This window comes from Meiothermus cerbereus, assembly GCF_051297115.1.
Lineage (GTDB): Bacteria > Deinococcota > Deinococci > Deinococcales > Thermaceae > Meiothermus > Meiothermus cerbereus_A.
Genome location: NZ_JBEVAL010000079.1, coordinates 1 through 12,421, shown reverse-complemented (window position 1 = coordinate 12,421; position 12,421 = coordinate 1). Strand labels below are relative to the sequence as shown.

Sequence of the window (12,421 nt, the reverse complement as noted above, 5' to 3'; positions counted from 1 at the left end):
GGCGTGTAGGGCTATGGCTTTGCTTGGCATGAGTTATTATCTACATAGATTTGGTATAAGGAGGGATACATGAAGCGTCTACTGGTTTTAGGAGCAGCCCTGGCCCTCTCGCTGGCCTCGGCCCAACAAATGCAGGGGAACCCCAACCTACGCGGCGAGATTACCGTGTGGAGCTGGGATATTGCCGCCAAGGCCCTCGAGGCCAACATCCCCGGCTTCAACAAGCTCTTCCCCAACGTTAAGGTCAAGGTGCTGGATATCGGCAACCAGGCCACCTACGACCGCGGGCTGGCGGGCTGTGCAGCGGGCGGCGGCGACCTGCCCGACGTGTACTCCATCGAAAACAACGAGGCCGAGGTGTTCTGGGCGCGCTTCCCCAACTGCTTTACCGACATGAACACCCTGCAACCGGCAGCCTCAACCCTGCGCAACCAGTTCCCCGCCTTCAAGTGGACCGAACTGACCGTGGGCAACAAGGTTTTTGCCATGCCCTGGGACTCCGGCCCGGTGGTTATGTTCTACCGCCGCGACATCTATAACCAGGCCGGGGTCAACCCCAACACCATCCGCACCTGGGACGATTTTATTGCTGCGGGCAAGAAGATCGCCGCGGCCACCAACAACCGGGTTAAGGTGGGGGTCATCGCCAACGGGCAGGACGACGAGTGGTTCCGCATGCTGGCCAACCAGAACAGCTGCTTCTACTTCAACAACGAAGCCAGCGCCGTTACGGTTAACCAGCCCGGCTGTGTGACGGCCCTCGAGACGGTCAAAAAGCTAATCGACGCTGGTATTGTGATGCAAGGCGGCTGGAACGAGCAAATCCAGGCCTTCAAGGCCGGTACCGTAGCCACCAGCATGTTCGGAGCCTGGTACGAAGGCACCATCCGCTCCAATGCACCCGAACAGAGCGGTAAATGGGGTGTCTACCCAATGCCCGCCTCCCGTCCCGGTGGCGTAAGAGCGGCCAACCTGGGTGGTTCGGCCCTGGCCATTCCCGCCTCCTCGCGCAACAAAGAAGCTGCCTGGGCCTTTATTCGCTATGCCCTGGGCACCACCGAGGGCCAGGTAACCATGCTCAAAGAATATGGCCTGGTGCCTTCGCTGCTGGCCGCTACCCGCGACCCCTACGTAAACCAGCCACAACCCTACTGGGGCAACCAGCGCATCTGGCAGGTTGTCCTGGGCACCCTCGGCAACGTACCCGCAGCCCGTGGCACCCAGTTCTTCCAGGAAGCCCGCGCCATCATGGTCAAGACCCAGGCCGACTACGTAGCCGGGCGCTTCCCGAGCGCCAAGGCCGCCCTCGACGCCGCCGCCCAGCAAATTTCCCAAGCCACCGGTCTACCCATCGCACGCTGAAGGTTTTTGGGGGTGGGGCAACCCCACCCCCAACTTTTACAACAGCGGAATCACTTTTGGAACATTCCATAAGATGCAACACATCTGTGCGCTTTTTTCCTGGGAGGACGCGTGAAACGTAGCGCGACCCCCTACCTTTTTTTGCTTCCCTACCTGGCGATTTTCGCCTTGTTCTGGGCCTGGCCAATCATCGAATCGCTGCTCCTCTCGTTTCAAAATACCCGGGTTTACCCACCGGTCTGGGACATTAGCATCAACTGGGGCCGCATCCTGGGCGATGCCGCCTTCTGGGATGCCCTGCGCAACACGGTTCTAATCCTGGTAATCCAGGTTCCTCTAATGCTGGCCCTGGCCACCGCTCTAGCCATTGCGCTGAACTCGCAATTGCTGCAGGCCAAGGGCTTTTTTCGTTTCGCCTTTTTTGCCCCGGTGGTGGTAGGGGCGGTGGCCTACTCGGCGGTGTTCCGGCTGCTCTTTAATCAAAACGGCGCGGTCAATGCTGCTTTAGGCCTCGAGCTCAACTGGATTTTCGACCCCGTAGGCGCCATGGTGGTCATCATCACCACCCTCACCTGGCGCTGGACCGGCTACAACGCCATCATCATCCTGGCCGGACTGCAAAGCATCCCCAAAGACATCTACGAGGCCGCCGAGATTGACGGGGCCAGCCCCTGGCAGCAGTTCTGGCGCATCACCGTACCCAGCCTGCGCCCGGTGCTCTTGTTTTGCCTGGTGCTTTCGATTATCGGCACCTTGCAGCTTTTCACCGAGCCCTGGCTCATCACCAACGGCGGCCCCGGCACCGCTACCACCACCCTGGGGGTCTACCTCTACCGCCAGGGCTTCCAGAACATCAACTTCGGCTACGCCTCTGCCATCGCCTACGTCATCACCCTGCTGGCACTGGTCTTCTCCATCATCCAACTTCGGCTCTTTGGGAGGGACCAATGAAACGACAGCTGTGGTGGCGCAGCCTCTGGCTGCACCTGTTCCTGACCCCCCTGGCCCTCTTATGGCTGGCCCCGCTCTGGTTGATGTTCGTCTTCTCGACCCATCCCGAAATCGCCATCTTCAGCACCCCCACCCCCATCCTGCCGGGCAACCAGTTTGTTACCAACCTGCAAAGCCTGCAGTCGGACACCAACTTCTTGCGCACCCTCTTCAATAGCGTGATGGTGGCTGGCATCTATACAGTGCTCTCCATCTTTTTGACCAGCCTGGCCGGGTATGCTTTTGCCCGTTTTCAGTTCTGGGGCAAGGGGCTGTTGTTCTCGCTGGTAATCGCCACCCTGACCATCCCCTATTTTGCCGTGGTAATCCCACAGTTCATCCTGGTGGCCCGCGAGGCCAAAACCCTGCTGGCTATCCTGATCGGGATGGCGGTGTTTGGCGGCATTGCTGTTCTGCTGGCCTGGCTCCGGTTCTCGCCCACCCTGGGGCGGGTAATGTGGCTGGGTTACGCGGTAGCAGCGCTGGCCTATCTTTTCCTTGGGGTGCCCGCCCTGCGCGAGGCCATGACTTTCGATTTCCGGCTCACCAACACCTGGTGGGCGGTGATTCTACCTTCGCTGGCGAATAGCCTGGGCGTATTCTTCATGCGGCAGAACTTCCTGAGTGTTCCCATGAGCCTGCTGGAAGCAGCCCGCATCGACGGCGCCGGGGAGTTTCGCATCTTCTTCCGCATCGCCATACCGCTGGTGCTCCCAGCCATGGCGGCCCTGGCCATCATTCTCTTCCTGGCCTCCTGGAACGACTACCTGTGGCCCTTGTTGGTGCTTTCCGACCGCGAGATGCAGACCGCACCGGTGGCGCTGGGCTCACTGATTGGACTCACCCGGGTCTCGTGGGGGGGCATCATGGTGGGGGCAGTTATGACCACCCTGCCCTTTTTGGTCTTGTTCCTGTTCCTGCAGCGCTACTTTATCGCAGGTATTACCGCAGGTGGGGTGAAGGACTAAATGGCGGGGTCCCCAAAACGCTTCCCACAAAGGCACGGCTTGGGCACCGATTCCTCGCTGGTTCAATGGGATCAGCGCTGGCCCATCGGCAAATCCTTGCGTGAAAGGAGTTCGGTGTATGAAGATAGTCTGTAAACAGCACAGCACACCAGCTTTGTAAAGTCGGCATTCACACATTCCCCGGCAACAAAAAAACCCTCGTCTCCCCCTATTCCTGAACCCTATGCTTGGCGTCTGCTACTACCCCGAACACTGGTCCCGCGAACGCTGGGCCGAGGACGCCCAGCGCTTTCATGCGCTGGGCCTGACCTACGTCCGCATCGGCGAGTTTGCCTGGAGCTGCCTCGAGCCCGACCCCGGTCGTTTTACCTGGGATTGGCTGGATGAGGCCATCGAAACCCTGGGCCAGGCCGGGCTTAAGGTGGTGTTGGGCACCCCTACCGCTACCCCGCCCAAGTGGCTCATCGATCAGCACCCCGACATCCTGGGCTACGACGTCCAGGGCCGCCCGCGCAAGTTCGGCTCGCGCCGCCACTACAGCTTTAGCAGCCGGGTCTACCACGAGGAAGCCCGCCGCATCGTGACCCTGCTGGCCCAGCGTTACGGCCAGAACCCCTTTGTGGCGGGCTGGCAGACCGACAACGAGTACGGCTGCCACGACACCACCCGCAGCTATGGCCCCGAGGATCTGCGGGCCTTCCGGCTGTGGTTACAGGCCCGCTATGGCCACATCGAGGCCCTCAACCGGGCCTGGGGCAACGTGTTCTGGAGCATGACCTACCGTTCCTTTGGCGAGATCGACCTGCCCAACCAGACCGTTACCGAGGCCAATCCCTCGCACTGGCTCGACTTTTACCGCTTTAGCTCCGAGCAGGTGGCCGCTTTCAACCACATGCAGGTGGACATTCTCAGGCAGCACTCCCCTGGGCGCTTTATCCTGCACAACTTCATGGGCTACACCCCGGACTTCGACCACTTTAAGCTGGCCCAGGCGCTCGACATTGCTGGCTGGGACAGCTATCCTCTGGGCTTCACCGATATGGATGTGCTGCCCTGCACACCAGAAGAGAAGCTTCGCTATGCCCATACCGGCCACCCGGATATGGCCGCCTTCCACCACGACCTTTACCGTGGGGTAAAGCCCCGCTGGTGGGTGATGGAGCAGCAGCCGGGGCCGGTCAACTGGGCCCACCACAACCCCTCGCCGGCCCCTGGCATGGTGCGGCTTTGGACCTGGGAAGCCCTGGCCCACGGCGCCGAGGTGGTGAGCTACTTCCGCTGGCGGCAGTTTCCCCAGGCCCAGGAGCAGTTTCATGCCGGGTTGAACCGCCCCGACCTCGAGCCCGACCTGGGCTTTTACGAGGCCCAGCAGGTGGCCCAGGAGCTACACCAGCTCTCCCTGCCCCCCGGCGCCAAAGCCCCGGTGGCCCTGGTCTTCGACTACGAGGCCGACTGGGTCTACCGGATTCAGCCGCAGGGGCAGGGGTTTGTGTACCGCGACCTGGTCTGGCATTTTTACCAAGCCTTGCGCAGCCTGGGGCTGGACGTGGACATGGTGCCCCCTGGGGCCAGCCTGAAGCCCTACCGGCTGGTGGTGGTGCCCAGCCTGCCCATCCTGCGCGAAGCCGCCCTCGAGGCCTTCCGCACCGCCCCTGGCACCCTGGTCTTTGGGCCCCGTACCGGCTCCAAAACCGAGGCCCTGGGCATACCAGCCCAGTTACCCCCCGGTGCTTTGCAGGAACTGCTACCCATCAGGGTGACTCGAGTGGAGAGCTGGCGCCCAGGGCTGACCGACACCGTGCTCTGGCAGGGCCAAGCCTGGCAGGTGGGGGTATGGAAGGAGTGGGTTGAGTCTGGCCTGACCCCACAGGCCACCTTCAGCGACGGCAAGGGGGCCATCTACCAGCAACAGAACCGGCACTACCTGGCCTTCTGGCCAAATCGCGAGTTTCTCCAGCACTACCTGGCCGAAGCCGCCCAAAGCGCGGGCTTAACCACGCAAGCTTTACCCGAAGGCTTGCGCCTCCGGCGGCGGGGCAACTGGGTCTTTGCTTTCAACTACAGCAACCAGCCCCGACCCGTTCCGGCTCCCCCTGGCGCCCGCTTTGTTTTGGGAGGCCCCACTGTCGCGGCCTATAATCTGTGCATCTGGACCCCGGAGTAGCACCATGCAGATCCAGGGCTACAACTTCCACATAAGCGCAAGCAGGCTCGAGGAAACCCTGGGCGGCTACCTGCTTACTGGCAAAACCGTGCAAATTGGCCATCCCTTCGGGCGCACCATGTTTTTCAAGCAGGGCTGGCAAAGCTGGAGCGAGGCGGCCTGGGTCAGCCTCAAGGAAAACCCCAAGCCCATCCTGCCCCCCGAACGGCGGCCCCAGTGCGACGACCCCGCCTACGCCCTCTCGCCCGTCCACGGTGGCAGTGGCCTGGGGGGCATCGAAGGCTACGACGGGCGGATGCTTTTTCTGGGCGCGCTGCGTCCTGGTGCCCGCATCGAGGCAGACCGCCTGAGCCTCAAAGGCCTTGCTGACCACGAGATGCAGTGGTTTTTGGCCTACGGCGAAACCGGAGAGGTTTTGGCCCGCTACGCCGAACTGCTGGCCACCACCCTGGGGGTGCGGGCCCAGCAACCCGCGCCCAGGGTATGGTGTAGCTGGTACAGCTACTACAGCGACATCTCGGAAGGCCAGATGCTCCAGACCATCGCTGGCCTGCAAGGGCTGCCTTTCGAGGTGTTCCAGGTAGACGATGGCTGGCAGCAAAATATGGGCGACTGGGAACCCAACCACAAGTTTCCCTCGGGCATGGCTGCCATCGCGCTACGGGCCCAGAGCCAGGGCCTAACCCCCGGCCTGTGGCTGGCCCCTTTCATTGCCCGTCCCAGCTCCAACTTGTTCAAAGAACACCCCGACTGGTTTTTGCGCGACGAAAAAGGCGACCTGGTTCCGGCGGGCATCAACTGGGGGGGCTTCTACGCCCTCGACGTGACCTTGCCCGCCGTACAAAACTGGTTGCGTAGTCTTATCCAGAAGGTGCGGGGCTGGGGTTATCGCTACTTGAAGCTGGATTTTCTGTATGCTGCCGCACTCCCCGGCCACCGGCAGGCCGGGGAGGCTCGAGAGGATGCCTACCGCGAAGCGCTGCGCATCGTCCGTGAGGCCGCAGGTGACGATGTGTACATCCTGGCTTGTGGCGCTCCCATCATCGCCTCGCTGGGTCTGGTGGATGGGCTTCGCATTGGGCCGGACGTGGCCCCTTACTGGGACAACGAAGACCGGCGGGTCTTCTTGCACGACCCCACCGGCCCCAGCGCCTACAATGCCCTGCGTACCAGCCTGCACCGCCTCTGGCTGAAGCCGCTGGTGCACACCGACCCCGATGTGGCCTATTTCCGTACCCGTTACAACCTGCTGGGCCCTGCCCAGCGGGCGGTGCTGCAAGACCTGGCGCTGGTCGCGGGCTTCAAAGCCACCTCCGACCCCCCCGAATGGCTGGACGGCGAGGAGCGCGAGCAGCTTAAGGCCTGGCTCGAGGCCACCCCGCCCATCGCACAAACCGGCCCCTATACCTTCAGGATTGGCGAGCGGGAGGTGGATTTTGCCCGCTGGCTGGAGCTTTAGGGCGGTTGCCGCAGATGCCCGTGCCTGCCCAGCCCGCAGGAGGAGCCGCTACCAGGCCAGACCCTTTATCCCGACTGAACGCCATCGAGCAATTTGAGGTTAGCATGCATAAGCGCGTACACCAGAAAAAAGATGGCCGCATGCTCTATTTGTACGGCCTGGAACCGCACACCCTGCCCGCCCTCGAGGAGGGCGAAAACACCGCTCAAGCCCAGTCCCATGCCCGCTGGCATCCCCTGAGGCAGGAATGGGTGGTGTTTGCCGCCAGCCGTCAGGGGCGAACATTCCTGCCCCCCAAGGAATACGACCCCCTGGCCCCCAGCAAACCCGGCGGCTTCCCCACCGAAATCCCCTTCGAAGACTTCGAGATTGCCGTCTTTCAGAACCGCTGGCCCTCCCTCTCCCCCCACGCCGGGGAGCCCCCACAGGGTCTGGTCATCCCCACCCACGATGCCAAAGGCGACTGCGAAGTGGTGGTGTTTACGCCCGAACACAGCGGCAGCCTGGCCTCCCTCAGCCCCGAGCGACGCGAGCTGTTGGTGCGGGTCTGGGCCGACCGTTACCAGGAGCTCTATGCCCGCCCCAACATCCAGTACGTGATGCCCTTCGAGAACCGGGGCGAGCAGATTGGGGTCACGCTGCACCACCCCCACGGTCAAATTTACGCCTACCCCTGGATTCCACCCATCCTGCAAAAAGAGCTCGAGGCCTTTCAGAAAAGCCCGGTGTTGCTCAACCTGCTGCCCCACCTGGGGCCTTACACGGTTCTGGAGGACGCGCACACCCTCGCCTGCGTCCCCCCCTACGCCCGCTACCCCTACGAGGTGCTGCTCTTTCCCAAGCAGTTCCGCCCCGGCCCGTGGGCCTTTACAAAGGAGGAAACCCAGAGCTTTGCCTGGCTCCTGGGCCAGGTGGTGCAAAAGCTGGACAACCTCTTTGGGAAACCCATGCCCTACATCATGGCCCTGCACGCCGCCCCCAAGGGGGCCGAGGAGGTGTTCCACTTCCACGTGGAGTTCTACCCGGCCCTGCGCACCGCCGACAAGCTAAAATACCTGGCCGGCACCGAGATTGCCGCTGGCACTTTTGCTATGGATGCCCTGCCCGAAGAAACCGCCAAAACCCTGCGCGATGTGGCGGTTTGATGGCTCTGTTACCGGCAGCCTCTTCAGAAAAAAGGTAGGTTGAGGTATGAACGCATTTGCACTGACCCGCCTGCGGGCCTGGATGGAAGCCCGGGGTTATACGCACTTTTTTGTACAGCAGCCCGAGAACTTCGCCTGGCTAAGCGGGGGCGACAACACGGTGGTGGTTTTTCGCCCGGTAGCGGCCTGGCTCGAGGTCACCCCAGCCAGCGTGCGCCTCCATGCATCGCAGATAGAGGCCGGGCGGCTGCTGGACGAAGAGGTAATGGGCCTCGAGGTCGTGCGCTACCCCTGGTACAGTCCGCCCGCCCCCGAAGGGCCCAGCGACCTCGAGCACGACCTCACCCCCTTGCGCCTGGTGCTCTCGCCGGAAGAGCAGGCCCGCTACCGCACCCTGGGCCAGGATGCCGCCACCGCCCTGGGCGAGAGCCTTCGCTTTGCCGACCCCGACTGGAGCGAGTACGAGCTGGCCGGGGCCATCAGCGAAGCCTTGCTCTCAAAGGGCATTCAGCCCCTGGTACTCCTGGTCGCCGGTGAGGAGCGGCTCTTCCGCTACCGCCACCCCATTCCCAAACAGCAGCGCTTGGGGCGGTTGTTTATGGGGGTGGTCTGTGGACGGCGGCACGGCCTGATTGCCAACCTGAGCCGCCTGCGCAGCTTCGGTCACCCCGAAGCCCAGCATCTCAACCAGCAGATCTGCCAGGTGGAAGCGGCGGCCCTCGAGGCCTCGAGGCCCGGCGCTACCCTGGGCGAGGTACTGGAAAAGATCCGCGCTGCCTACCAGGCCATTGGCTACCCCCAGGAGTTTGAAAACCACCACCAGGGGGGCCTGACCGGCTACAAGAGCCGCGAGGTGCTGGCCCGCCCCGACCAACCCACCCGGCTCGAGCCCGGCATGGCCCTGGCCTGGAACCCCAGCCTCCCCGGCGCCAAGGTCGAAGATACCTTTTTGCTCGGCGAGCAAGGGCTGGAAAACCTGACCCTCGACCCCACCTGGCCCATGACACCCGTGGACGGGCGCCCGCGCCCGATGGTGCTCGAGGGCTAAGCCGATGTTGAGCGAATCCAGACCCCCACATCTATCCATCCCGTGAGTGCAACTATGTTCAAAAACATCTTTGGCTCAGAACCCCAGGTGCATGCTTCCGCCCCCGGAAGGGTCAACCTGTTGGGCGAACACACCGACTACAACGGGGGGTTCGTCTTCCCCACGCCCCTCCCCTACCAGACCTATATCGAAGCTGCCGCTGCCGAGGGCCTCGAGGCTTATGCCGAGAACTTTCGGGAGCGCAAAAGCCGCGGGCTGGATGTAGCCAAGCAAGGCGACTGGCTGGATTACATTGCGGGCTGTGTCTGGGTCTTGCGCCAGCACGGCTACGCTGTGCCCGGTCTGCGGGCTTACATCCGCAGCGAGGTGCCCATGAGCGGGGGGCTCTCGAGTTCGGCGGCGCTGGAGGTGGCCGCCCTGCGGGCCTTGCGCGCGCTCTACCAGCTGCCCCTAGACGACGTGCAGATCGCCCGGCTGGCCCAGCAAGCCGAAGTGGAGTATGTGGGTGTGCGCTGCGGCATTATGGACCAGATGGCCTCGTCGGTAGGGCGGCTGGGGTATGGGCTGTTCCTGGACACCCAGAACCTCCAGACCCGGCTGGCCCCCCTACCCCAGGGCTACCGGGTGGCCGTGGTGGACTCGGCGGTGCCGCGCCGCCTAGCCGAGTCAGGCTACAACACCCGCCGCAGCGAGTGCGAGCAAGCCTGCGAACTGCTGGGGGTGAAGTCGCTGCGCGAGCTTTCCCCTACCGACCTCCCCCGCCTAGAGGCCCTGCCCGAACCCCTGAACCGGCGCGCCCGCCATGTGGTGACCGAAAACCAGCGCGTGCTGGATGGGGTGCAGGCACTCTTGCAGGGCGATATAAAGCGCTTTGGCGAGCTGATGGTGGCCTCGCACATCTCCCTGCGCGACGACTACGAGGTCTCAATTCCCGAACTGGACGAGCTGGTAGAGGCCGAGCTGCGCCACGGAGCGGTGGGGGCTCGCCTGACCGGGGCCGGTTTTGGCGGCTCGACGGTGGCCCTGGTCGAGGCATCCAGGTACGAGGCGTTCAAGCAGGGTGTTTTGCAGGATTACCCCAGGGCACGGTTTTTTTGAGCTCGAGAGCCGAAAGCATAATCCCGTCATGGCTCTTCCCGCCATTCTGGCCGTGTTCGCCCACCCCGACGACGAGGCCTTCCCCACCGGCAGCACACTGGCCCCTTCACGACCTGTTCGATGGCCTGTGAGGCCCTCAGGCTTTGGGTACCTCAGGCATAAAGCCCTCGCCCATAGGCAATGAGCGGATTTCCTCAGGGGTAATCTGGTACTTCTCCGCACACCAGTGGCACAGCACCTCGGCGCCCCCGTCCTGCTCGATCATTTCTTCACGCTCATCTGGAGAGAAGTAGATTAAAGCATTCAGGGCACGTTCGCGGCTACAGCGGCAGCGGAACGCAAGGGGAATATACCCCTCACGAAACCCCACCACACTCAGGTCGGTAGGGTCGTAACCCAGGCCCTCCATCAAGGCCTCGACGGTTCCCTCGAGCCCCTTCTCCAGCAGCAGGTCGGTAATGCCCGAACGGCCTTGAAGGTTATGCTCGAGCCGCTCAATCACTTCCTCAGGGCAGCCCGGCAATACCTGAATGGCTACGCCCCCCGCAACCTGTACCTCGCCTTGTCCATGCACCCGCACCCCCAGCAGCACCGCCGAGGGGATCTGCTCGGACTGCCACAGGTAGCGGGCCAGGTCTTCGGCCACCTCACCGCTCACCAGTTCCACGCTGGACTGGTAAAGCTCCTCGTTGGACAGCAGCCGGTCTACCTTAAGCTCGCCTCGCCCAATAGCCGCCCCCACATCAAGTTTGCCATCAGGGCGCAAGGGTGGGTTGGCCTGAGGGTTTTTGACATACCCCCGCACAAACCCATCCGGCGCCGCCTCTACTACAGGCCCCCCCAGGGGACCATCGCCTACAAACTGGAGACTTACCCGCTCCTTAGGCGTTTTGGAGAGCAGAAAGGTGAGCAGCAAAACCCCACTCATCGCCCGGCCCAAAGCCGCTGTGGCTGTGGGCGAAAGTTGGTGGCGTTCTCTGGCTTCTTCGGTAATATCAGTGGTTTCTACAGCCAGCACCCGCAGGTTTCCCTCGGCAGCCAGCCCGCGAATCAAACGACCCATAACTTTTCGATTGTAACAGCAACGCCACGCGCAAAAGGGTGTTGGTTTAGGTTCTACAACAGGCGACCGCTGCCAGCAGATTATGGCACTCGTCACAGACGTGGCCTCCCATCCGGGAGGCCACTGTCCTGTGTAGGACGCAGTAGTAATGTTGGTGACGGGCTCAAGGACTATGAAGAGCGCTCTAGAATCCTCTGACAATTTTCGAGTATCCTAAGAACCGTGAACCTCGACTCCCCCCGTATTCTGGTGCTCAACGCTGGTTATGAGCCCCTAGGGTTAGCAAGCGTCAAGCGTGCTGTTATCCTGGTTATGAATGGAACCGCCGAAGTGGTCGAGGAAAGCGGCGAGTACCTACGAACTCCCAGTACCCCCTACCCCATCCCCAGCATCATCCGCCTCAAACGTCTTGTTCGCCGCCCTCCAGGGCGGCTTGCGCTTAACCGCCGCAACATCCTGCGCCGCGATGCCTACACCTGTCAGTACTGCGGCAAACGCGGGGGCGACCTCACGGTAGACCACGTCTTCCCCAAAAGCCGGGGGGGCCGCAGCATCTGGGAAAACTTAGTAACTGCCTGCCGTCCCTGCAACCTCAAGAAGAAAAACCGCACCCCCGAGGAAGCCGGTATGCACCTGGCCCGCCGCCCCATCGCTCCTCGCCACAGCCTGTTGCTGGTAGCCGATTTGCCCCACCTGCCCGAAGCCTGGCGCACGTACCTGCCCGATATGGATCACCACCGCTAGCCCCAAAATTGCTCCATTCTCCCACTGACCCGCTCCGAAGGCGTACCTTGTTCCTTGCGGAAGTGTGGCCTAGCTGGTCAGGATGGCCTGCACCACCCCCTCGGTCAGCTTCCCCGTTGACGGCTCCGCAGTACCGTCCACAACTTTTGCTCAGCGGGCATTGGTTCACGACGTAAGCTCCGGCAGAGCTCGAGTAAATAGGGCAGATAGAAAGATGGATACTTCCCATTGAACAAAGCCCAACTCCTGAAATCGAAAAAAAAGCAGAAACCCCCACCTCTGGTGAAGTGGGGGTTCGATGCGCCATGAGTTGGCGCAAGCTGGAGCGGGAAACGGGACTCGAACCCGCGACCCCAACCTTGGCAAGGTTGTGCTCTACC

Annotated in this window: 10 protein-coding genes; 9 read left to right on the top strand and 1 reads right to left on the bottom strand. The window is 62.5% G+C overall.

The window, feature by feature from the left end; all coding sequences use genetic code 11:
- Positions 1-69 precede the first annotated feature (69 nt).
- From ABWU19_RS12715 to galK, 8 genes are all read left to right on the top strand, one after another.
- Positions 70-1,362 (top strand): extracellular solute-binding protein, encoded by a 1,293-nt coding sequence (locus ABWU19_RS12715; protein WP_435902049.1) that lies wholly within the window; start codon positions 70-72, stop codon positions 1,360-1,362.
- Positions 1,363-1,473: 111 nt separating this feature from the next.
- Positions 1,474-2,313, top strand: coding sequence for a carbohydrate ABC transporter permease (locus ABWU19_RS12710; RefSeq protein ID WP_435902048.1), 840 nt, complete (start codon positions 1,474-1,476; stop codon positions 2,311-2,313).
- On the top strand, positions 2,310-3,320 hold the full coding sequence (locus ABWU19_RS12705; protein ID WP_435902047.1) for a carbohydrate ABC transporter permease: 1,011 nt from the start codon (positions 2,310-2,312) through the stop codon (positions 3,318-3,320). Before ABWU19_RS12710 ends, ABWU19_RS12705 begins: the two co-directional genes overlap by 4 nt.
- Before the next feature lie 223 nt (positions 3,321-3,543).
- Positions 3,544-5,484: a beta-galactosidase gene (locus ABWU19_RS12700; protein WP_435902046.1), complete on the top strand. Its 1,941-nt coding sequence runs from the start codon at positions 3,544-3,546 to the stop codon at positions 5,482-5,484.
- Positions 5,485-5,488: 4 nt separating this feature from the next.
- Positions 5,489-6,943 (top strand): glycoside hydrolase family 36 protein, encoded by a 1,455-nt coding sequence (locus ABWU19_RS12695; RefSeq protein WP_435902045.1) that lies wholly within the window; start codon positions 5,489-5,491, stop codon positions 6,941-6,943.
- 104 nt (positions 6,944-7,047) lie between these two features.
- A complete protein-coding gene (galT, locus tag ABWU19_RS12690) occupies positions 7,048-8,088 on the top strand; it encodes a galactose-1-phosphate uridylyltransferase (RefSeq protein WP_435902044.1) in 1,041 nt (346 codons plus the stop codon).
- A gap of 46 nt (positions 8,089-8,134) precedes the next feature.
- Complete coding sequence (locus tag ABWU19_RS12685; RefSeq protein ID WP_435902043.1) at positions 8,135-9,136, top strand: M24 family metallopeptidase; 1,002 nt, start codon at positions 8,135-8,137, stop codon at positions 9,134-9,136.
- Positions 9,137-9,190: 54 nt separating this feature from the next.
- The gene (galK, locus tag ABWU19_RS12680; RefSeq protein WP_435902042.1) at positions 9,191-10,234 is read left to right on the top strand and encodes a galactokinase; all 1,044 of its coding nucleotides are present in this window, start codon (positions 9,191-9,193) and stop codon (positions 10,232-10,234) included.
- 136 nt (positions 10,235-10,370) lie between these two features.
- On the opposite strand, the gene hslO is transcribed toward galK, so the two are convergent.
- Complete coding sequence (gene hslO, locus ABWU19_RS12675; RefSeq protein ID WP_435902041.1) at positions 10,371-11,297, bottom strand: Hsp33 family molecular chaperone HslO; 927 nt, start codon at positions 11,295-11,297, stop codon at positions 10,371-10,373.
- Positions 11,298-11,519: 222 nt separating this feature from the next.
- Between hslO and ABWU19_RS12670 the strand changes: the two genes are divergently transcribed.
- Entirely contained in the window at positions 11,520-12,041 is a 522-nt protein-coding gene (locus tag ABWU19_RS12670; protein ID WP_435902040.1) for an HNH endonuclease, read from the top strand.
- Positions 12,042-12,421 lie beyond the last annotated feature (380 nt).

Excerpts from the sequence above, each read along its gene's own strand:
- galK (WP_435902042.1), top strand. The coding sequence starts at position 9,191 with ATGTTCAAAAACATCTTTGGCTCAGAACCCCAGGTGCATGCTTCCGCC.
- ABWU19_RS12715 (WP_435902049.1), top strand. The coding sequence starts at position 70 with ATGAAGCGTCTACTGGTTTTAGGAGCAGCCCTGGCCCTCTCGCTGGCC.
- ABWU19_RS12705 (WP_435902047.1), top strand. The coding sequence starts at position 2,310 with ATGAAACGACAGCTGTGGTGGCGCAGCCTCTGGCTGCACCTGTTCCTG.
- ABWU19_RS12695 (WP_435902045.1), top strand. The coding sequence starts at position 5,489 with ATGCAGATCCAGGGCTACAACTTCCACATAAGCGCAAGCAGGCTCGAG.
- galT (WP_435902044.1), top strand. The coding sequence starts at position 7,048 with ATGCATAAGCGCGTACACCAGAAAAAAGATGGCCGCATGCTCTATTTG.
- ABWU19_RS12685 (WP_435902043.1), top strand. The coding sequence starts at position 8,135 with ATGAACGCATTTGCACTGACCCGCCTGCGGGCCTGGATGGAAGCCCGG.
- hslO (WP_435902041.1), bottom strand. The coding sequence starts at position 11,297 with ATGGGTCGTTTGATTCGCGGGCTGGCTGCCGAGGGAAACCTGCGGGTG.
- ABWU19_RS12700 (WP_435902046.1), top strand. The coding sequence starts at position 3,544 with ATGCTTGGCGTCTGCTACTACCCCGAACACTGGTCCCGCGAACGCTGG.